This window comes from Roseobacter weihaiensis, from assembly GCF_020622345.1.
GTDB lineage: Bacteria > Pseudomonadota > Alphaproteobacteria > Rhodobacterales > Rhodobacteraceae > Roseobacter > Roseobacter weihaiensis.
This window is the reverse complement of record NZ_JACNMO010000016.1, coordinates 40,703-60,947: the sequence shown is the minus strand read 5'-3', so window position 1 is coordinate 60,947 and position 20,245 is coordinate 40,703. Positions and strand designations below refer to the sequence as shown.

Annotated in this window: 17 protein-coding genes; 8 read left to right on the top strand and 9 right to left on the bottom strand. The window is 62.9% G+C overall.

Annotation, left to right across the window (positions count from 1 at the left end; all coding sequences use genetic code 11):
- Positions 1-24: 24 nt before the first annotated feature.
- From H7847_RS16925 to katG, 5 genes are all read right to left on the bottom strand, one after another.
- Positions 25-453: a CreA family protein gene (locus H7847_RS16925; protein WP_227270737.1), complete on the bottom strand. Its 429-nt coding sequence runs from the start codon at positions 451-453 to the stop codon at positions 25-27.
- Between the two features lie 287 nt (positions 454-740).
- Positions 741-2,489, bottom strand: a complete 1,749-nt coding sequence (locus H7847_RS16920; protein ID WP_227270669.1) for a SulP family inorganic anion transporter — start codon at positions 2,487-2,489, stop codon at positions 741-743.
- 33 nt (positions 2,490-2,522) lie between these two features.
- Positions 2,523-3,299, bottom strand: a complete 777-nt coding sequence (locus H7847_RS16915; protein ID WP_227270668.1) for an RES family NAD+ phosphorylase — start codon at positions 3,297-3,299, stop codon at positions 2,523-2,525.
- Complete coding sequence (locus H7847_RS16910; RefSeq protein ID WP_227270667.1) at positions 3,259-3,639, bottom strand: MbcA/ParS/Xre antitoxin family protein; 381 nt, start codon at positions 3,637-3,639, stop codon at positions 3,259-3,261. The genes H7847_RS16915 and H7847_RS16910 overlap by 41 nt, the downstream gene beginning before the upstream one ends.
- A gap of 299 nt (positions 3,640-3,938) precedes the next feature.
- A complete protein-coding gene (gene katG, locus H7847_RS16905) occupies positions 3,939-6,116 on the bottom strand; it encodes a catalase/peroxidase HPI (RefSeq protein ID WP_227270666.1) in 2,178 nt (725 codons plus the stop codon).
- 115 nt (positions 6,117-6,231) lie between these two features.
- On the opposite strand from katG, the gene H7847_RS16900 reads away from it, so the two are divergent.
- A complete protein-coding gene (locus H7847_RS16900; RefSeq protein ID WP_227270665.1) occupies positions 6,232-7,143 on the top strand; it encodes a hydrogen peroxide-inducible genes activator in 912 nt (303 codons plus the stop codon).
- Positions 7,144-7,342: 199 nt separating this feature from the next.
- Here H7847_RS16900 and H7847_RS16895 read toward each other — a convergent pair whose 3' ends face one another.
- Positions 7,343-8,788 carry a UdgX family uracil-DNA binding protein gene (locus H7847_RS16895; RefSeq protein ID WP_227270664.1) on the bottom strand — a complete coding sequence of 482 codons (1,446 nt, stop codon included), beginning with the start codon at positions 8,786-8,788 and terminating at the stop codon, positions 7,343-7,345.
- 1 nt (position 8,789) lies between these two features.
- On the bottom strand, positions 8,790-10,025 hold the full coding sequence (locus H7847_RS16890; protein WP_227270663.1) for a putative DNA modification/repair radical SAM protein: 1,236 nt from the start codon (positions 10,023-10,025) through the stop codon (positions 8,790-8,792).
- Positions 10,026-10,127: 102 nt separating this feature from the next.
- Between H7847_RS16890 and H7847_RS16885 the strand changes: the two genes are divergently transcribed.
- A complete protein-coding gene (locus H7847_RS16885; protein WP_227270662.1) occupies positions 10,128-11,552 on the top strand; it encodes an alkaline phosphatase D family protein in 1,425 nt (474 codons plus the stop codon).
- A 5-nt stretch (positions 11,553-11,557) separates the two neighbouring features.
- Here H7847_RS16885 and H7847_RS16880 read toward each other — a convergent pair whose 3' ends face one another.
- The gene (locus H7847_RS16880; protein WP_227270661.1) at positions 11,558-13,441 is read right to left on the bottom strand and encodes a glycosyltransferase family 2 protein; all 1,884 of its coding nucleotides are present in this window, start codon (positions 13,439-13,441) and stop codon (positions 11,558-11,560) included.
- A 121-nt stretch (positions 13,442-13,562) separates the two neighbouring features.
- Positions 13,563-14,159, bottom strand: coding sequence for an eCIS core domain-containing protein (locus tag H7847_RS16875; protein WP_227270660.1), 597 nt, complete (start codon positions 14,157-14,159; stop codon positions 13,563-13,565).
- Positions 14,160-14,388: 229 nt separating this feature from the next.
- Here H7847_RS16875 and H7847_RS16870 point away from each other — a divergent pair, with 229 nt between their 5' ends.
- From H7847_RS16870 to H7847_RS16845, 6 genes are all read left to right on the top strand, one after another.
- Entirely contained in the window at positions 14,389-15,681 is a 1,293-nt protein-coding gene (locus tag H7847_RS16870) for a transporter substrate-binding domain-containing protein (protein ID WP_227270659.1), read from the top strand.
- Positions 15,682-15,722: 41 nt separating this feature from the next.
- On the top strand, positions 15,723-16,478 hold the full coding sequence (locus H7847_RS16865) for a class I SAM-dependent methyltransferase (RefSeq protein WP_227270658.1): 756 nt from the start codon (positions 15,723-15,725) through the stop codon (positions 16,476-16,478).
- Positions 16,472-18,130 (top strand): transporter substrate-binding domain-containing protein, encoded by a 1,659-nt coding sequence (locus tag H7847_RS16860; protein WP_227270657.1) that lies wholly within the window; start codon positions 16,472-16,474, stop codon positions 18,128-18,130. Before H7847_RS16865 ends, H7847_RS16860 begins: the two co-directional genes overlap by 7 nt.
- The gene (locus H7847_RS16855) at positions 18,127-18,762 is read left to right on the top strand and encodes a hypothetical protein (protein WP_227270656.1); all 636 of its coding nucleotides are present in this window, start codon (positions 18,127-18,129) and stop codon (positions 18,760-18,762) included. The genes H7847_RS16860 and H7847_RS16855 overlap by 4 nt, the downstream gene beginning before the upstream one ends.
- A gap of 173 nt (positions 18,763-18,935) precedes the next feature.
- Positions 18,936-19,502 (top strand): DUF4255 domain-containing protein, encoded by a 567-nt coding sequence (locus tag H7847_RS16850; protein ID WP_227270655.1) that lies wholly within the window; start codon positions 18,936-18,938, stop codon positions 19,500-19,502.
- Entirely contained in the window at positions 19,502-20,236 is a 735-nt protein-coding gene (locus tag H7847_RS16845; protein WP_227270654.1) for a hypothetical protein, read from the top strand. Before H7847_RS16850 ends, H7847_RS16845 begins: the two co-directional genes overlap by 1 nt.
- The last annotated feature ends 9 nt before the right edge of the window (positions 20,237-20,245 follow it).

Here is a 20,245-nt window from a genome sequence, read left to right as displayed (position 1 = left end):
TCAGCTGCTTGTTGGTGGGGCGGATTATCTTGACGATGATACCGCCATCTGCGGGCGAAATACAGGCACGGTCGAGATCGACATCTTGGCCGATCCGTTCTGTACCTCGCGGGCGTGCGCGATGTAGATCAATGTCTGGTTCTTTTCATCGAAGATCCGCTTGACCCCCAGTGACTTCCAGATGATCGAGCGCCGTTCCGAGAAGACATTTTCCCCTTCGTCCGACCGGTCGATATCGCCAATGACGATGGGTCCCGTCTGGCGGCAGGCAATGGAGGAATTCGAGGGGTCCTCGAACCAGTTTCCATTCTGCAGGCGGTCGATGATGCCGCGCTCGAAATAGGCGACATGGCAGGTCACGCCCTGCACCTCGGGGTCGTTGAAAGCTTCAAGGACGATATCGTTGCCAAGCCAGTCGACGTCCACGTTTCCGACCTTTTCGGCCAGCGCCATGGGCGCGGTGAGGATGGTGCCGCTGATGGCGGCCACGAAGGATCGGCAAAACACAAGGAAGCGACGGGGCACGGGATTTACCTCAGACCCAGAAAGGACAGGATGGCGAGAATGACGACGATAAGGCCAATAATATAGATGATGCGGTTCACGGTGTTCCCCTTTTCCCAAGGTTTGAGCGCCGTGCATTCTGCATGACGCCTGAGAGAACAACGGCCGGCAGGCGAATTGGTTCCCCCAGAGGCAAACAATCGGCTTTCAGCGACGTGTCCGGGGCCAAGGCCGCGCTATCCGGCGGGATATGCCGCCTGCAGTTCAGCGTTGGCGTCTTCGACGGTTTCGTAATGCGCGCAGTGTGCCATGGCCTCATGCGCTGACAGAGCCTCTTGAACGGGTCTTTGCAGGGCGGCAAAGGCGACCTTGAGGTCTTTTTCCTCGATGTTGTCGAGCAGGCGGGTCAGCATGCGCAGCCCGGTGGCGTCCACATCGGTCACCGCCCGCATGTCGAGAATGAGACAGCGGGCCTGGGGATGCTCCGACACGATCCGGGTGACCTGTTCCTCGGCATAGCCCACATTGCCAAAGAACAGCGGCCGGTCGATGCGGAGCACGAGCACAGGCCCGGTGTCTGCGTCCACGGCGTCGCGGGCGACAGATCGGAACACGCCGTTGTCCTGCGCCTGATCGGGACCTTCGCGGGTGATGCGGGGCAGAGAGGAGGCCCAGAGCAAGGCAAACACCCCCGCGGTGGCCCCGGCCAGCAGGCCCCATTGGACCCCGAGAAGCAGGGTGGCGAGGAAGGTCGCCGCGATCACCATCGCCTCCAGCCGGGAATGGGCGACCACGCCGCGGATCTCCTTGATCTTGATCAGGCCGGCGATGGCGCTGATGACAAGGGCGGAGAGGGCGACGACGGGCATTTTCGCCAGCAGGGCCCCGCCAAAGGCCGCGACGGGCAACACGATGAGGGCGGCCATCGCGGAGGACAGCGGCGAGCGGGCGCCCACATCATGCACAAGCGCCGACCGCGACAGGCTGACCCCGGCCACGTAGCCACCGCTGACCCCGACGGTCAGGTTGGCGGCCCCGATGGCAAAGGCCTCGGCATTGCTGTTGACCGCCTGCCGGCGCCGCGAGGACAGGGATTTTGCCACCGCGATGCCGGTCACGAAGACGACGATTGCCACCGTCAGGCTGGGCAGCAGCAGACCGATCCAGACGGCGGGTGTCGCGCGTGGCAGGTTGAGCGCGGGGACCGCGCTTTGCGGGGCCTCGACCATGGTCACATCCGGCAGCCAGAGGGCGGCGGCGGATACCAGGACGATCACCACAAGCTGCGCGGATTTCATCAGCGCCAGCCGCGCGGTGCCTGTCAGTCGCAACAGCAGGGCGGCGCGGCGCATCAGCGGCTCGCCCAGAAAGAACCCGCCGAGGGCTGCCAGCCCCAGACACAATGTGGGCAGATGCAGACCGCCTGCCTCCCAAAGGGCCATGATCCCGCCCTGCAGCGTGCCCGAGCGCGCCGCATCAACGCCCGTGAGCCCGGAGAGCTGGCTTGTGCCGATCAGAAACGCCGCCGCCGCGGTGAACCCCAGCAGGGCAGGTTCGCTGATGAAATTCACCAGACGCCCCATGCGAAACAGGCTGAGCAGGATCAGAAAACCGCCGCTCTGCAGCGCAAGGATCGCAGCGACGGTTGCGGCTGGGCCGTCATGGCTGCCAATCGCATCGGCCACCAGCAGGGAGGCAAGCGCCACCGGTCCCATGGACACGGCAGCGCTGCGTCCCAAAAGCGCATAGACCACCGGCGCAATCATCGCGGTAAAGAGCCCGGCAGCCGGGGGCAGACCGGCAAGCTGGGCGTAGGCCATCGCCTGCGGGATCAGCAAAACACACAGCACAGCGCCGGCAAGCACGTCCTGCCCGGCGGCGCGCGCGTCATAGCCGCCCAGCCAGCCTGGTCGAAGAGATCGGATAAACTCCTGCATGGGACAGACATACGCCGCAGCACCCGGCGCGTCGATAAGCCAGGACATGCACCGGGCAAAATAGGGGCTGGCATGCCCGACCTATGCCGGGCGTGGACGCTCCCATATCATCCCCGCCAGCCGGGGGTCGCCGGAAAAAGCATCAGGGGGGAATTCGATGCCAAGGCGCGGATGGTCCCGGATCGCTTGCCCCCCGGTCCGGCTGATGCGAATCCGCCAGCTTTGCCGGTCCACCGGCTTTGGGCTGGAAAACGCGGCACAGCTGAGAACGGCAAGGTTTGCACCGGCCTGCGGATCGCGCACCGAGGTGTAGCGGATGATCTCCGCCCCGATGTCGCGGGCGGTTTCGGCCAGGCTTTGGCAGGGCTCAAAACCGGTCGGATGTTGCCAATGGGCCGCATCACGTGCCAGCGACCCCATGGTGAGGTCAAGCGCGCTCCCTGTCGCAAGCTCAGCCGCAAAGGCCGTGTATTCCGTGGCGTCATCCGGGAAGGGTGTCATCGGGCTTTCGGCATAAAAGAGGAAGCGGTAGAAGACCATTTCCGCCAGCGCGGTTTCAGCGCGTTCCGCCCCATACCAGACGCCCGGTGTCAGCCCGGCGCGGCGAAAGCGCGACCCGGAAGGGTAGGGGCGGTAGCGAAACGGGGCGGAGAGCAGATAGTCGAGACCGCGACAGTCCTCCGGCACCGGCGGCTTGGTGGTGTCGAGCATGTCTTCCAGCACCGCCTGTTCATCAAGACCGTCCACAAGTTTCAGGGTTGAAACGCGGTGCTGTGCCTCGACCAGGCGCCAGGCCGGGCCTGCAAGACGCCGTGCCTCAGATCGGAGCGCGTCTGGCGTCCAGGTAGGTGACGACATCTGCAAGTCCTTGTACGGAGGTGATACGGTCCGCCGGACGGGCCCCGAGGGCGGCGTTTGGCGCAGTCAGCCACGCGCGAGCCACGCGTTCATCCCCCCCCGTGATGGCTTCCAGAGAGCGAAAGGCCCGCACCAGCAAGGCCGCCAGCTCGAACGGTTTGCTGTGTTCCGTGAGCGCGGTTGCGCCGGTTCTGAACCGGGAAATTTGTGCTTCTGAAACGCCGAGCACCTCCGCCAGGGTCCGGCCGGATATACTGAGCCTGTCAGCGGCCCGTATCGCGGCTTTGGTCAGGACGGCCCCCCGATCAATCTCGGGCGTATGGTTGAGAGCAATGGACATCGCAATTCCTTTCTTAAGCAAATATAATACATCTTTATTACATAGGAAAGGGTTAATATCTGTATTCCTCACCCTGCGGGCGCTTGCCTCGCATCCCCGCTCATTGGGGGGTGACCGGATACCAGTTCCAATGCTGGTCCAGACCGGCCAGCGCCTCTCGGGCGCGCGGTGTGACAGGCTGTGCTGTTTGACGGGTTCCGCATTCCGGCGCGGGTCCGCTCCAAAACGCGATGCCGCGCATCAGGCCAGCCGCGTGGAGTGCGCGCCCGGGCGATATCGACCGCCCGGGGGCAGGGGGTTCAGGCCGCGAGATCGAAGCGGTCGGCGTTCATGACCTTGGTCCAAGCCGCCACGAAGTCTTTCACGAACTTCTCCGCGTTGTCGTCCTGGGCATAGACTTCGGCGTAGGCCCGCAGGATCGAATTGGAGCCAAAGACCAGATCAGCGCTGGTTGCCGTCCATTTGGTCTGCCCGCTGGCGCGGTCGCGGATCTCGTAGGAGCCATCCTCCACCGGATGCCAGCTGTTGGCCATATCCGTCAGGTTGACGAAGAAATCCGTTGTCAGCGCCCCTTCCCGGTCGGTGAACACGCCCAGCTTGCTGCCGCCATGGTTGGTGCCCATCACGCGCATGCCGCCCAACAGGACCGTCATTTCGGCAGCCGTCAGCCCCATGAGTTGGGCACGATCCAGCATCATCTCTTCGGCTGACACGGCATAGGCCTCTTTCTGCCAGTTCCGGAACCCGTCGGCGAACGGCTCCAGAACATCGAAACTATCCGCGTCGGTTTGTGATGCATCCGCATCCCCGCGGCCCGGTGTGAAGGGGACATCGACGGTGTGGCCGCCCGCCTTGATCGCCTGCTCAAGGCCCACGTTGCCAGCCAGCACGATGACATCCGCAATCGATGCGCCGACCTCTGCCGCAATGGGCTCGAGGATGCCCAGAACCTTGGCCAGACGTTCCGGCTCATTCCCGGCCCAGTCCTTTTGCGGTGCCAGCCGGATGCGGGCTCCATTGGCGCCGCCGCGCTTGTCGGAGCCGCGGAACGTGCGGGCGCTGTCCCAGGCGGTGGCGATCATCTCGGCTGCGGTCAGACCGCTGTCAGCAATCCTGGCCTTTACCGCCGCCACGTCGAAATCCGCGTTTCCGGCCGGGATCGGATCCTGCCAGATCAGGTCTTCCGCCGGCACATCCGGCCCGAGGTAGTTGGCCCGCGGCCCCATGTCACGGTGGGTCAGCTTGAACCAGGCGCGCGCAAAGGTATCGGCGAAGTACTCGGGGTCGGCCATGAACTTCCGGCAGATCTCGCTGTAGATCGGGTCGACCTTCATCGCCATATCCGCATCCGTCATCATCGGGTTGCGCCGCTTGGACGGATCGCCCGCGTCAACAGGCTTTTCCGCGTCCGGCATGTCCACCGGCTCCCACTGCCAGGCGCCTGCGGGGGATTTGGTCAATTCCCAGTCGTAGTTGAAGAGGTAGTCGAAATAGCCCATGTCGAATTTTGTCGGCTCCTTGGTCCAGGCCCCTTCGATGCCGGAGGTGAAGGCTTTGGAAGCAGTGCCGCCATGATCCGGGTTCGCCCAGCCAAAGCCCTGGTGTTCGATGCCAGCCGCCTCGGGCTCCGCCCCGATGTTGTCATCCGCCATCGCGCCATGCGCCTTGCCGACCGTGTGGCCGCCACAGGTCAGGGCGGCGGTTTCTTCATCGTCCATCGCCATGCGGGCAAAAGTCTCGCGCACGTGCAGCGCCGTCTTGGCCGGGTCCGGCGTGCCGTTCACGCCTTCGGGGTTCACGTAGATCAGCCCCATATGGACCGCAGCCAGCGGGTTTTCCAGCGTCGACGGGGTTTCAAGGTCACCGTACCGGTTTTCCGACGGGGCCAGCCACTCCTGCTCTGACCCCCAGTAGACATCGGTTTCCGGGCCCCAGATATCTTCGCGGCCAAAGCCAAAGCCAAAGGTTTTCAGACCCATTGATTCGTAGGCCATGTTGCCGGCGAGAATGATCAGGTCCGACCAGGACAGGGCATTGCCGTACTTCTTTTTGACCGGCCACAGCAGACGGCGCGCTTTGTCGAGGCTGGCGTTGTCGGGCCATGAGTTCAGCGGCGCAAAGCGGATGTTTCCGGAGCCCGCGCCCCCGCGACCGTCCTGCATCCGGTAGGAGCCCGCAGAGTGCCATGCAAGGCGGATCATCAGGCCGCCGTAGTGACCCCAGTCTGCCGGCCACCAGTCCTGGCTTTCCGTCATCAGGGCCTTCACGTCGCTTTTGACCGCATCAAAATCGAGCGCTTTGACCGCCGCGCGATGATCGTAATCCGCATCCATCGGGTTGGTGCGGGCCCCGTGCTGGTGCAGGATGTCGAGGTTGAGGGCGTTCGGCCACCATTTGGTCACCGGCTTGTCCATCGATGTGTTGCCGCCATGGTTGACTGGGCAGCCACCGAGGCCATGAATATTGTTTCCGTCCATCGTGGGTCTCCTTGCAGATTACAACGGTACTAAAGATGCATCGTTAGAATGATTCTATCTTGGGAGTTTCATAAATTCCAATTGAATATAATTAACGCAGTGATAGTTTGTATTTATGATAAACTTCACGATCAAACAGCTGCGGTACTTCGATGCGCTGGCGCGTATTGGGCATTTCGGGCGCGCGGCAGAGGCCTGTTCCATTTCCCAACCCGCCCTGTCGGTTCAAATCAAAGAGTTGGAGGCCATGCTGGGCGCGCCACTTGTGGAACGCACCACCCGCCAGATCCGTCTGACCACCCTGGGCAAGGAGTTTCTGACCCGCGCCCGCAAGGTCCTGACAGACGTCGAAGAAATGGCTGAACTCGCGCGCTCGTCAGACGGGCCGCTCAAGGGGACGCTTCGGATGGGGGTGATTCCCACCGTGGCACCCTACCTGCTGCCCGCGGTCATTCAGGAACTGTCCGAGCGTTTTCCCGACCTGGAACTGCATCCCAGAGAATCAGTCACCAGATCTCTGATCGAGGATCTGCTGCAATCGCGGCTGGATTTCGTGCTCGCCGCCCTGCCGGTGTCCGAACCTGCGCTGCAGGAGTTTGCACTCTTTGACGAGGACTTTGTTTTGGTGCGCCCGCAGAAAGACGCCGGCAAACCGGTGCCAAGCCCCACGAAGCTGCAGGAAATGAAATTGCTGTTGCTGGAAGAGGGGCATTGTTTTCGCGACCAGGCGTTGACCTTCTGCGATATTCGCGGCGCGGACCCGAGCCTGCTGATGGAGGGATCGTCCCTGTCTACGCTGGTGCAGATGGTTAGTGCCGGGTTGGGTCTGACGCTCCTCCCCGAGATGGCGCTCCCGCTGGAGACGCACAGCACCTCGGTTTCGATTTCCCGTTTCACCGAAGACACGCCGGCGCGCACAATCGGCATGATCTGGCGCAAGACCAACCCCCTCAGCCAACAGCTGATGGAGCTGGGCGCAATTGTCCGACAGGTGGGCCAGACACAAAGAGAAAAACTGCACAGGTGACCGCAAAGCCCCGGAGAGAGCCCTATAGGTGACAGGCATCAGGATCTTATGCGCAGGAAGCGCTGGGATGCTCGGAACCCGGAAGGTCGGCGGCATCGCTGTCAGACTTGATGTGAAGCCGTCGTGCATCAACCCGCTGTTCGGTTGCGCACCAGCCGCGACGCCATTGACAAAGGGTTCGCTTACCCGTGGGTTACACCTAATAATACTTTTTTAAATCAATGTTCTGGGATAATTCGACCGCTTGTTTCAGGTCGGCGACCGCCTCAGCCCTCGCAGCATGTTTCTCTGCCGCGTCCCGTAATCGGAGCAGGTAGGACGGGTGCCGGGAGATCAGCACCGGCACCCCTTCAGGCCCTTTTTCGACGGACCCGCGCCTTGTGGAGATTGCCTTGTCGGACCCGGTCAGGGCTTCGGCGGCGGTGGCGCCCAGGGCCAGGATCAGCCGGGGTCGCACCTGCCGGATTTCCGCATCAAGCCACCTTTTGCAATGGGCGATCTCGTCGCTGTTGGGCCGTTGGTGGATGCGTTTGCGCCCGCGCGGCACAAACTTGAAGTGTTTCACGGCATTGGTGACAAAGGCGCGGGACCGGTCCAGCCCGGCCTCCGCCGCCAATTGGTCAAAGAGTTGCCCCGCAGGGCCGACAAAGGGGCGGCCTTGCAGGTCTTCGTGATCGCCGGGTTGCTCGCCCACGATCATCAGGGCAGCATCGAGCGGCCCCTCTCCCGCCACGGCCTGCGTGGCAGTTCGGTGCAGCGGACAGCCTCTACAGGCGGAGATGGCGCGCGGCAACTCTTCCGATGGGCCTTGCCAGGCCGAGACATTGGCGGCCTGTTGCGCCAGCGCTGCGGCGGCGCGTCGCGGCGGCAGGGTCGGCCCGGCAAGCGCCATCGCGCGCGCGCGGGCAGGGGCCTCGGCAATCAGCTTTGGGATCGCGGCGGCCTCCGGCATGTTCTTCCAATACTTCTTGGGCATTTCCGATTGCATCGCCTGCACCTTGAGCCGGGCAGGGTTGAAGATATTGCGGAAATAGGTGATCCACAGGTCCTCGGACGCGTCCGGCGGCAGCGTGGGGCGGGGATGATCCGGCTCAAACCGCAGCGTGCCGTCTTCGAAAAAGACAGAGATATCCGGTGTCAGGATGCGCCAGTCCATATCCGCGAAACGCCGGGTAAAAAACCCGGCAGTCGGCTCTATTGTGTGGTGCGTCGGCTCGAACCAGGCGGCAAAGGACCGGCGTGGATCGGCCGGCCCGCCGAGTTCTCGAAAGCGGACAAAGGCCTTCATCTTGTGCTGACAGCGCCGCACGTTTTTCTCCATCTGGCGCAGTTTCGCAAGCTCGGCATCGCCGCGATCCGTTATCAGATGCGGGGCATCCTTGAGCCGCCACAAAAACGCATAAAGCCGGGCAAAGCGCGCGGGATCGTTGTGAAAGACCACCGTATTGGCCAGCCCGATGAAGGACCGGGGAACGGTGACAGGTCTGCTACCCGTGCCGGTCGCGGGGTCATCGAAGAGACCTGCCTCCACAGAGCTGTCACCCCAGGTCACCGCCTCGGGCGGCACGCCAGCGGTCAGAAAGCCGCGTGCCGCATCGCGCCAGGCCTGCGCCGTACCGATGCGGGGCAGGGTGACATGGGGCACGTCAGAAAAGGCTCATCTGCTGTGGTGGGGGCGCAAACCGCGCCCGCAGATCGGCGCTGTCGGTCAGCGGGCCGGGCGACCACCCCTGCAGGGTGACAAAGGCGCGCGCCTTCTTCATCGAGGCGCCCATGCGGTGCAGATCCTCATAGCGCAGGCTGCGGTGGCGGCGGGTGCCAAGAATGCGCCCGACGGTCTTGGTTCCGAACCCCGGCACCCGCAGCAGCATCTCGCGCGACGCGCGGTTCACATCCAGCGGGAACAGCCCGCGATGCGCCAGCGCCCAGGCCAGTTTCGGGTCGATCTCCAGATCGAGATTGCCGTCTTTGCGGTGCCCGGTGATCTCGTGCAGATCAAAGCCGTAAAAACGCAGCAACCAATCGGCCTGATAGAGCCTGTGTTCGCGTTGCAGGGGCGGGCTGATCAGCGGCAGCTTGGTCGAGGCATCGGGGATCGGCGAAAAGGCGGAATAATAGACCCGCTTGAGCTTGTAGCTGGCATAGAGCCGCGTCGACTGGCCCAGCACTGTGGCATCGGTCGCACCATCGGCCCCGATGATCATCTGCGTTGACTGGCCGGCGGGCGCAAAACGGGGCGGGCGCTTGCCGGTGTGGGAGCGGTCCTTGGCACCGTCCTTGCGCAGCCGCACATCGGCCATGGCGCGCCGGATTTGTTCGGGGCTCTTTTCCGGCGCATAGTGCTTGACCGACGCATCCGTGGGCAGCTCCACATTGATCGACAGGCGGTCGGCCAGCAACCCGGCCTCCTCAATCAGCTCAGGCGCTGCGTCCGGAATGGTCTTGAGGTGGATATAGCCGCGAAAATTCTCTTGGTGGCGCAGCTTGCGCGCAATCCGAACCATGTCGAGCATGGTCGTATCGGGGGACCGGATGATGCCGGAGGAGAGGAACAGCCCTTCGATGTAGTTGCGGCGGTAGAACTCGATGGTCAGCGTCACGACCTCCTCCACTGAAAACCGCGCCCGAGGGACGTTGGACGAGACACGGTTGATGCAATAGCTGCAGTCGTAGATGCAGAAATTCGTCATCAGAATCTTCAGCAGGCTGATGCAGCGCCCATCCGGTGCGTAGGCGTGGCAGATACCGCTGCCTTCGTTCGACCCAAGGCTCTTGCCGCCACGCGAATCGCGTCGGGTAGAGCCAGATGACGCGCAGGACGCGTCGTATTTCGCCGCATCGCTGAGGATAGCGAGTTTCTGATCCAGGGTTTGCTTTGCCATCTGTTCTGTATATGTTCTCATTCGCGCCGTCGCAATGAGAATTGTGGCACGGCGCCATGGGGCCCTTGATCCAGGCGGCGGGCACCCCATTTGCCACTGCATATGAAGACTGAAATTCTTGGCCCCTTCCTGACCCTCGACGCAGCAGACAGTGACCGGATGCATCTGGCCGCGGTTTTTGTGGCCCCCCAGGGTGTGACCGTTCCCGCGGTGCAGGTTCAGGATGTCGACTACCCCGCGGTCAGGCTTGCGCAGATCGATGAGAGCGTGATCTACCGGGTGCGTTTTGCGGTGCCGACCGACCGGGCCAGCGCTTACGCGTGGCAGGGCACGACCTATGATCTGGCCAGCGATCTGCGCGGCGATCTGCGCATCGCCTTTGCGTCTTGCAATGGCGAAGAACACGGCGACATGGATCGCGAGGAAGCCGAGCGCAATGTGATGTGGGCACGGTTGGGCGCGCAGCATGAGGCCGCGCCGTTTTCGATCCTGTTGCATGGGGGCGACCAGATCTACGCGGATGAGGCGACGCTTGGGCACGATCTGAGCCACCACTGGCCCAAGGAGGTGCCCAAAGATCCGTCACGAGCCGATCTGGAAGACCTCCGCCAGCATCTGCGCCAGGGCTTTCTGGCTCGCTACACCGCTTTGATGGCCGCGCCCAGTTACGCATGGCTCTGTGCGCGTGTGCCGTCTTTGGCGCAGTGGGACGATCATGATATCTGCGATGGCTGGGGGTCTCTGCCCCGGTCGCGAACATATTCACCCGTCGGGCAGGTGCTCTTTGAGGTGGCCCGCGAGATGGCGCTGTTGTTCCAGCATGGCTGCCGTGATGGCGATTTGCCTGCGCGGTTCCACGACCCCGAGGGGGCGCATCTGGGGTGGGTGGTTGCGGTGCCGGGGCTGGCGCTGGTCGCGCCTGATCTGCGCAGTGAGCGGACGCGGCGGCAGATCATGGGGCCCGGTGGCTGGCGCATGATGGAGCAGATCGCGGCACAGCCACAACCGGACCGGTTGCTGCTGCTGTCGAGCGTGCCGCTCCTGGGCCCGCGCTTGTCCTTGTTAGAGACGCTTATGGTGCTCACGCCAAGGATGCAGAAATACGAAGACGACCTTCGCGATCAGTGGCAGAGCCGCGCCCACCGTGCGGAGTGGCAGCGCATGCTGCAGCTCGTCTGCACCGTGATGCAGGACGGGCGCTGCGACGTGACCGCACTGTCGGGCGAGATTCATCTGGCCACGCGGGCGACGATGGCAACGGGGCGGGGGCGCGCGCTGCATCAGCTGGTGGCCTCGGGGGTCACACACAGGCCCCCGCCACAGAAATGGGCCCGCTTTCTGGGGGCACTGGCAGCGTTTGGGGACAGCCCGCTGCCGGGCCACCCGATCCGCATTCACCGCATCCCCGGTCAGCGGCAGCGTTACATCGCTGAGCGCAACGCATTGCTGGTGACGCGGCAGTCAGATCGCTGGCGGGCCGAATGGTCGATGGAGCAAAGCGGGCTGACGCCTGCGCTGCCGATCTGAGGCCGCTACCCCTGTATCAGCAGCGTGAGCGCGGCTGAGAGCGGAGGCGATTCTGGTTCTTGATACCCCATCCGGGCCAGCAGTTCCCGACAGGTCGCCGCCTCACAGGCCGCCGCCAGCGCCCGGGGTCCGACGATAATACGGTCGGGCAGGGGGCCGGTTTGCGCGGTCAGGGCATTTGCGATCATCTGCGCCGTGAGCCTTGGGTCATTGACATGCAGCACGGTACAGGCGGTGCGGGAAATCAGCGCTGTCAGCCCGCGCGCTTCATGCTGCCCGTCCATCGCGTGAAAGAGCCCGGTGGCCAGCAGGTGGCGCGTGTCGCTGGTCTCAATACCATTGGCCTTCCAGATTGCCGCAGCGGCCCGGTGCAGGGGGCTGCGTTCCTCTTGCGCGGCAAGGACCAGATCCGGGAACCGGTACGACAGCAGCGCAGGCAGAAAACCGATCCCGGTGCCGATCTCCAGATAGTGGTCTCCGGGGCGGATCAGGCCGGGCAGGCGGCGCGCGTGGTTGCGCAGGAACTTGCCTTCTGTGATGGCCTGCAAGGCGGTATCGCTGAAGATATTCGGATCGGCAGGCAGGGCGATGTGATGGTTGTCAAAGGTCTTTGCCGCCGCCAGTTTTGCGAGGTCGATTGTCCCGGTGACATAGGGGTGCACTTCTGCCGTCAGCGCCGGATCGGCGGTCTTGCCATGATGATCCCTGGGCCGGGCGGCCCCCATTCTTTCGATCTGCGACATCTGTGCTGCAATCTTTTTGGCATCCCGCGCCTGAGGCGGTTTGGCCTCGACCTGCGTGATGGGGACCTGTGAGGCACGCCGCAAGGCTGCGATCAGCCTGTCATAGTCGGGGGTGGCCTTGAATGTTTCCAGGCGCGTCTGCACGGCGGCCACTGCGTTGTGGTGCAGTTTGGCGAGCACCGGGTCGGCGAGCAGCGTGTCGAAAACCTTTTGCCGGCGGGCCTGATGGGCGAGCGCCGTATCGTCGTAAACCTCATTACGATCCTGAAGCGCCCAGTAGTCCGCGTTGTACTTGTCTTTCTTGTTGTTCACATTGCCCCTGAACTGCCGGATCGCATAGCTGTCCATGGATTTGATCGCGTAATGGTTCATCTGCGCCCAGTCGTATCCGACGGTGCGGGCGATCGACCGCCAGCCGCGAAATTTGAAGTATTCCTCCATCTCGCGGCCGGAGCCGTTCAGCCATTTGACCGAGTGGGGAAAATCGCCTTGCAGATGTTTGTTCCTGATCTTGGGACGGTGGATGCCGAGCTTCCAGTATTCCGGATCATATCTGAACAGCGTTTTGACGCCCCAGCCCTTGTTCCACATGGGGGGTGCTGCACTCAGGTACTGCTCTGTCACAGGTGCGTGCGACCAGTCCTGAATGCCGTTTGACCCATAGATGCGCCACGTGATCACAAGGCCGTTTGCGCCTGCTGCTTCGGTTGCGGCAATCAGGCTGTCGACCGTGCCATTGCCGTGTTTGATACACAGGAATTCATCCGCGTCAAAGACGATCAACCAGTCACTACTTTGCACGACAGGCTCGTTTTGCGCATGGTTCAGGGCAGAGGGTTGAGGGCGCACGCCGTCGGGGATGTCATTGCGCCGGTGGTGCACGAGCCCCAGCTCTTCCAGCCGGATCAGCATATCGTCCGTTCCGTCAGAACAGTCGTTCGTGTAGACGACCAGATCGGTGAAACCCAGGCTGAGATGATGCGCAACCCATTCCAGTACGAAGGGCCCTTCGTCTTTCATCATGGACAGAGCCGTGACACGACCGTGCGGGCTGACGTGCGCCTTGAGCGGGAAATCCACGGTCCCGAAGCTCTCGGAGCTTCGCGCCGCTGTGCCGGGGGGATGCCGTGGCGAAGGATGTGTCATGGGCTGTCTTTGCCAACGCTTCCGACCGCCCGGTGGCAGAAATCGTTCCTTGTCATTGCGCGCGTCCAATGTGCCAGAGAGATCGAAACATGAACCGGGTGAATGCGCGAGGGTTTACGGCCTATCTTTGGCGGTTTCTCGCGACGAACTGCGCCGCCTTGGCGCCCATCATGTCTGCTTCCTTCTCCAACCCGGCATCATCGTTGACCGGCGTGCCTGCCACATCCGTGGTGGCTGCCACGCGACCCTCTTGCTGCTGGACAACATGCCAGGCTTCGTGCGGCAGATGCCGCTCCTGACCGCTAGCCAGATGGATATCGCTACCCTGTGCATAGGCATGCGCGCCGACCTGTGCGGGCTGTGACGAATTGTAATGCACGCTGACACCACTCATATCCGCACCCGAGAGCGCCTCGATCCCCTGCTGCAGGTGTCCGGGCAATCCGCCCTGCGCGGGCGCTGGCTGATCCGTCTGGCGTTGCAGGGTGCTGGTCCCGGCAAATCTGCCCTGCAGCATTTCTTCGTCCTCGGCCATTCTTTGAAGGGCCGCGTTTTCCATCTGTTGGAGCTGCGCCAGCTGAGCGGTGGGCCCGCTGAGATCAGCCCGGGCCTGAAGCGCGGCGAGCGCCGTTTCTGGGGCCGTACCACGGGTTGCGCGCGGGGAAGTTGACGGGCGCTTGGCGGTCATGCCCCGTTCAGAGGCAAAAATCTGGGTCATCTCATTCATCCTTCTCTGCGGTGCTCTTAGCACGTCATGGTGGAAAAATCACGTCTGTGTTTGCAGCCCCCCGCCTCACCTTAAGAGGTTGAAATTTCGTAGCAATGCAACTCAAGCGTGAAATGCTTCTTGCATCAAAGCGCAAAAGTGACCTACGGTTGCACCACCCTATCAAGCATTCGGTTAACAAATTGAATTCATGGCATAATCAGGCGGGAAGACCACACCAATGATCCGCGTAGCGTTTTTCGCCCTCATGCTGTCTTGCGGGCTGGGCAGTCTGACGCCGGCGGCGTTGGCCTGTCCCACAACGCGACCGGACGGCGATATCATTGTCTCTCTGCGCGACAATGCCGAACCCTTTTCTTTCTTTGAAAACGGCGATGCGCCCGCCGGGTTTGCCTATGATCTCTGGCGGCGGGTCGAGCGATCCCTGTCGGTGCCCGACGAGATCGGCCGGTCGGTGGCTCCGAAGGTGACTTTTGTCGCCTGCAACACCATTGACGGGCAAGAGCTGGGGCTGGTCACGGGCCGCATCGATGTGGTGATCGCCCCGCTGACCATCACCGCAGAGCGGATGCTGTCTTATGATTTTTCGCAGCAGTATCTTTCCTCCGGCCTGGCGCTGGCTCTGCCGCCTTCCAACGCGATCGATTTTTCGCAGGCCAAGGACATCGTCGTAGAGACAGTTTTTCACCCGACCGTCGCCCGCGCGGTTGTGCTGTTTTTGAGCTTCAACCTCTTGATGGCTTTTCTGATCCGCTGGCTGCTTTTTGGCGGGCAGGACGGGCAGGCGACACGGGCCTCGATCTGGCTGCGGTCGTTGCTGGAATCGATCATCCGCACCATCGGTCTGCGCGGCGTGGGCGACGGCTATAGTACCGCGACGGCCAAGGTGCTGGAAATCTTTCTGGCGGTTGTCGGGACCGCGCTGTCGGCCACGTTGCTGGGGGTGTTGACCTCGGCCTTTGTGGGCTCTGTTGGCGGTCAGCAAAAGGTGCCGGCCCTCGCGCTGACCAGAATGTCGATTGCAACCCTCGATTGCTCCACCGCACAGGCGCTTTTGCTGACCGAATACCGCAAACGGCTTGATGAAGCTGAGCGCGGGTCCGATCTGGCAGCTGCACTTTCGACCCGCATCGAGCAATTGATTTGTCGCCCCGAAGATCCAGAACGCAACGACATCACGGTCGACGATCACCCCTTGCTGGACGGGTCGGTTACCCTGGTGTCAAGCTGGCGGGCGGCTGCAAACCTGCTGGCTGACGGCGAGGTTGATGGCGTGCTGGGGGACTGGATCGCGCTGACATATCTCAGCCGACAGGATACCCACGAGAACCAGATCGCGGTGCAGCCGAATGTCTACCGCAACGAGCCCTACGGGTGGGGGATTTCGCGCGCCTCCGTTTCGGAGGATTTGCGCCGCCAGATCGACCGGGCACTGATCCAGCAGATGCGCAATCGCAACTGGCGCGAACGGTTGGAGGACGTGCTGGGAACCGGCAGCGTATCGCCAAATTGACGGTCCAGGACAAAGACGCGCTCCGAGCCCGGACCCCGCCGGTGACGCAGGGCGATGCAACGACCCGCGCGTCCTACCAGCTCTATTTTACCTCCGGGCTCTACGATCAGCGCTACCCCAGCCCGAATCGCACGATGTGGCGGCGCATCGAAGCGCTTCTGACACCTCAGACCGCCGTGCTGGATTTCGGCTGCGGCAGCGGACGTTATCTGCTGCGGCTTAGAGGGCTGGTGGGCCGGGCGATCGGCTTTGACGTGAGCCCGGCCGCCCTTGAGACGATCCGTGCCCGGTCAGAGGGGTGGGACGAGCTTTTCATCCTGGGGCCCGAGGCGGCGGATCTCGACACCCATATCGAGCGGCTTGGCCGGGTCGACGTCGCGCTCTGCCTCTTTGGTGTTCTGGGGCATATCACTGATGCGCAGGCCCGCATGGATGCGCTGCGGCGGATCAGACGGGCGCTGAAACCGGGGACCGGGCGGCTGCTGATTTCGGTGCCCAACCGCCTGCGCCGGTTTCGCACCGCGCAGAGACAGGGGGGACCGGACGGGCTGGTATGCTATGAGAGGCGCACAAGAGACGGTACGGTAGTGGTGCTGAACTACCAGCTCTTTGATCCGGAGTTCCTGGTTCGGGAACTGGCCGAGGCGGGCTTTGACCTGCGGCGGCTCGGCTGCGAAAGCATGCTGCCCGAAAGCTGGCTTTTGCATCACGCGGCCCTGCGCTGGGTCGACGGGCTGATAACCCCGTTTTGTCCGGCGCGCTGGGGCTATGGCATCTATGCGGAGGCCTCGTGCTGAGGGCCGGTCTGGCGCTGGTGATCGCGGTTTGGATCGCGCTGCCCGGGCTGGCACAGGATATCCCGGACGGGCTGCAGGCGCAGATGCCGGACGTGGCCACCGGACGGCTGGCGCATATTCTCCAGCGCGGCACGTTGATCGTGGGGGTCAAGGATGACTACCCCCCCTGGGGCATGCGCGATGCGCGCGGGGCCATCGTCGGGCTGGAGCCGGATCTGGCGCAGGCGCTGGCTGATCGCATGGGCGTTGACCTTGAGCTGGAGGCGGTGACGGCGACGAACCGCATTGGCCGCGTCAACCAGGGCCGCGTGGATGTCATCATCGCCACAACGGCCGATACCGCGGAACGCCGCGAACAGGCGGATCTGTTGCAGCCCAACTACTATTCCAGCGGGGTTGTGGTCTATGGCAGGGTGGATGCCAACCTGACCGGTTGGGAGGCCCTGCGCGACCAGCCCGTCTGTCTGAACCGGGGGGCGTTCTACAACCGCGCCCTCGAAGAAGACTACGGCGTGCAGGGCCAGTACTACGCCAGCGGACGCGATTCGCAGCTGGCCTTGCGGCAGGGCCGCTGTGTCGGCTGGGCCTTTGACGATACCGCTTTGGCGCAATTGATCCGCGCTCAGGCATTGCAGGGTGACAGCCAGGCCCCCCGATATGAGGTGGCAACCGAGGCGATCCTCGTCTCCCCCTGGGCGGTGCTCGTGGCAAAGGGCGAAGGGCAGGGCGATCTGGGCCGCTTTATCTCCGATATGATTGCGGAATGGCATGCCAGTGGCCGGATTCTTGCGCTGCAGGATGCCTGGGACATCCCACGCACCGCCTTCATCGAAGAGCAGCACGCGCTCTGGCGGAGCGCCCAAGAGGGTCGCACGATATGTGCCCGCGATCCGCAGACCGGCCTGCACCCTGTGGCCTGCCTGTCACAAGCGCCAATCCGCGCCGCCCCTGACGCGCGCCCGCAGGACTGGGTCGTCACGTTGCACCAGGCCACGGGCATCGACCTGCGGGCCGTGGCCACACCCTATAACGGCGCACGCCTGCTGGAGGCCCTCAAACTGACCCTGTCGCTCAGCGCCCTTGCGATTGTGGGGGCCCTCAGCATCGGGGTTGTGCTTGCGCTGATGCAGGACCGGCTGGCACAGTTCGGTTGGATCGGCAGGCTGCTGCTCCTGCCGCAGCGGCTTCTCATCACGGTAGCGCGGATGACGCCCCCGATCCTGCAGCTCTATATCGTGTTCTTTGGCCTCGGGGGCCTTTTGAGCACGCCCGGTGGCTTTGCGCCGGGGGCCTTCGTGATCGCGGCCGTGATCCTGTCGCTCTATGCCGGTGCCACGAATACCATCATTCTCAGCCACGCGCTGCAGGCCGAAGCACTGGCCAGACCGGACACCGGCACGGTGGCACGCTTGCCGGGGGCCATCACCCGCGGGTTCGACGGGCTGGTGGCGGCCTGCGTCAACATCGTCAAGGCGGCAGGCATGGCCAGCGCCATCGCGGTGGGGGAACTTGTCTCAACCGTGGATCTTCTGGTCTCCGAAGGGGCGGACACCACCACGCTGATGAACGGGTTGCTGGTTTTCTACTTCCTTCTGGTGCTGGGGCTCTTGTCCCTCTTCAAGGCGCTCCGGCGTCGTCTGGTGGCCGTATGATCGACCACCTCCTGTCGATTGCAAATGAACTGAGGCCCCATATGGGTTTCCTCGCCGGTGGCTTTGCGATGAACCTTCTGATTTCGGTTCTGTCCATGGGGGTCGGAACGGTGATCGGTGTGGCTCTGGGGCGGCTGCGCTACAGCGGCTGGCGCGCCTTTGACCTTCCCTCGCGGTTGGCCACGAACCTCTGCCGCAATGTCCCGAGCTTTGTGCTGCTCTTTTACATGGCCTCGATGATCCCCAGTGAAGTGGTTCTGGCCGGAAAATTCTATACTGTGCCGATCTGGATCAAGGCGACACTGGCGCTGACCTTTCCTGTCATCGGCTTTGCCTCGGATCAATCCCTGGGCTATTTCACGCAGCGCACCGCAGGCCTCTCCGGCGCTGGCGAAACCTTTCTGGTCGCCTGGGTACAGTACTTTCTCATCATCGTGATGGCCTCTGCCACAGCTTCTATCATTGGCGCGGACGAGATCGTCGGGCGGGCCAATACGCTGATTTCGCAAACCGGCGGCGATGGCTTTATGCTCACGATCTATCTCTTTGTTTCTTTATGGTTTATTTTCTCTGGCCTGCTTTTGACCGCGCTGGTCAAAGGTGTAGCAACCGGCCTGTCCAGAGCAGCGTGAAGGCCTGCCATTCTCGGAAAAGTTGAATAAAATATCATAGTGGATATTGCTTTTGCACAACTTAAGGTTACGCTGCAACAGCTTACGACGAAAGGATACGGCGCTGACTTGCTCCCTCTCGCCCATCAGCCGGGCCGGAATTCAAACCAATTTTCCAAGGGTGGTCCGTCGCTGTGATTGACCAGACACTTGTATTTATTACCGATCGGTTGAACGCCCATCTGTCTGCGGTTTTTTCCGTACCAGAGCCGCTTGTGGCGATTGGTCCGCTCAGCGATGCTGAAGGCAAACCCACCGCCGAAGCGCGTAACCGGTTGACGCTCTTTCTGACAAATATCGCGCAGGATACCGTCCCAAGGGGGTCGCAATCCCGCCACGCACGGTCTGTCGGACAGGCGCCACCGGTTCATCTGGACATCTATGTGATGCTTGCGTCTGGCCATGACCCGGAAATCTATGGCGAAGGGCTCAAGCTGATCTCGGCCGCGCTGATGTTTTTCCAGTCCACCCCGGTGATGACACCGCGCACCGCTCCGGACATGCCCGCCGGCCTGTCGCAATTGTCGGTGGAGATTGCCAACCTCAAAGTCGAGGAGATCGGGCAGCTCTGGGGCAACCTTGGGGGCCGTTACGTGCCATCGGTCATGTTCAAGGTGCGCTCCGTCATGATCGACGCAGGCGACGTCACCGCGATTACGCCACTGGTGCGCGCGCCCTCCAGCACGGCGGAGGCAAGCTGATGGGCTGGGGTGTGGTCATAGAACTGATGCTGGAGCATGACTATTACGCGCCGCATATGCCACCGGTCACAGTGCGGCCCACCGACGCCGCGCGCTTTGCGAAATCCGGGCTGCTGCTGCGCCAGTCGGGGGCGCTGGTTTTTGTACTCGCCGAAAATGCTGCAGAGGATTTGCCTGCAACGGTTGAACTGGGTCTCGAGGTGCAGAACACGGATGTGATTGCTGTCACCCAGGGTGGCGACTGGTCGATGGTGCCACAGCTTACGCTGATGGCAGGCACGGACCGGGCCGTGCTGGAGGATGCGCGCGCCGCGACGGTCCCCCAGCGACCGGGCCGACAGAAGCTGGCCCAGATTACCGCAGAGATCCTCCCCCAGGTGCCGCGCAGGCTCAAGCTGCGGTTCAAGGCGATGGCCTCGCACTGGGCCTATCATGTGATCGGGCCGGGCAGCGACGATGTCCATATCGAGGACCCGGAGGGCGCGGTCGAGTTCGACCCTCTTGGGACGGTTGATCTGCCCGATGGCACGCCGGCGCATGTGCTGCGGTCCCGCGCGCCACTGCCGGCCCGCGCCCGGCCCAACCAACGGTTTAGCCTCACGCGACCGGGTCCCTTTGGCCCGCGCATTCTGATTCCGGTGCTGCCCGCACCCCAACCGCTTTTTGCCAGTGTGCCGGCGCCTGATGGCGCCGGAGCACTGATCCAATCCGATATTTTTGTCTCTATTTACTGAAGGAGGACC

Excerpts from the sequence above, each read along its gene's own strand:
- H7847_RS16925 (WP_227270737.1), bottom strand. The coding sequence starts at position 453 with ATGGCGCTGGCCGAAAAGGTCGGAAACGTGGACGTCGACTGGCTTGGC.
- H7847_RS16920 (WP_227270669.1), bottom strand. The coding sequence starts at position 2,489 with ATGTCCTGGCTTATCGACGCGCCGGGTGCTGCGGCGTATGTCTGTCCC.
- H7847_RS16915 (WP_227270668.1), bottom strand. The coding sequence starts at position 3,299 with ATGTCGTCACCTACCTGGACGCCAGACGCGCTCCGATCTGAGGCACGG.
- H7847_RS16910 (WP_227270667.1), bottom strand. The coding sequence starts at position 3,639 with ATGTCCATTGCTCTCAACCATACGCCCGAGATTGATCGGGGGGCCGTC.
- katG (WP_227270666.1), bottom strand. The coding sequence starts at position 6,116 with ATGGACGGAAACAATATTCATGGCCTCGGTGGCTGCCCAGTCAACCAT.
- H7847_RS16900 (WP_227270665.1), top strand. The coding sequence starts at position 6,232 with ATGATAAACTTCACGATCAAACAGCTGCGGTACTTCGATGCGCTGGCG.
- H7847_RS16890 (WP_227270663.1), bottom strand. The coding sequence starts at position 10,025 with ATGGCAAAGCAAACCCTGGATCAGAAACTCGCTATCCTCAGCGATGCG.
- H7847_RS16885 (WP_227270662.1), top strand. The coding sequence starts at position 10,128 with ATGAAGACTGAAATTCTTGGCCCCTTCCTGACCCTCGACGCAGCAGAC.
- H7847_RS16880 (WP_227270661.1), bottom strand. The coding sequence starts at position 13,441 with ATGACACATCCTTCGCCACGGCATCCCCCCGGCACAGCGGCGCGAAGC.
- H7847_RS16875 (WP_227270660.1), bottom strand. The coding sequence starts at position 14,159 with ATGACCCAGATTTTTGCCTCTGAACGGGGCATGACCGCCAAGCGCCCG.
- H7847_RS16870 (WP_227270659.1), top strand. The coding sequence starts at position 14,389 with ATGATCCGCGTAGCGTTTTTCGCCCTCATGCTGTCTTGCGGGCTGGGC.
- H7847_RS16855 (WP_227270656.1), top strand. The coding sequence starts at position 18,127 with ATGATCGACCACCTCCTGTCGATTGCAAATGAACTGAGGCCCCATATG.
- H7847_RS16845 (WP_227270654.1), top strand. The coding sequence starts at position 19,502 with ATGGGCTGGGGTGTGGTCATAGAACTGATGCTGGAGCATGACTATTAC.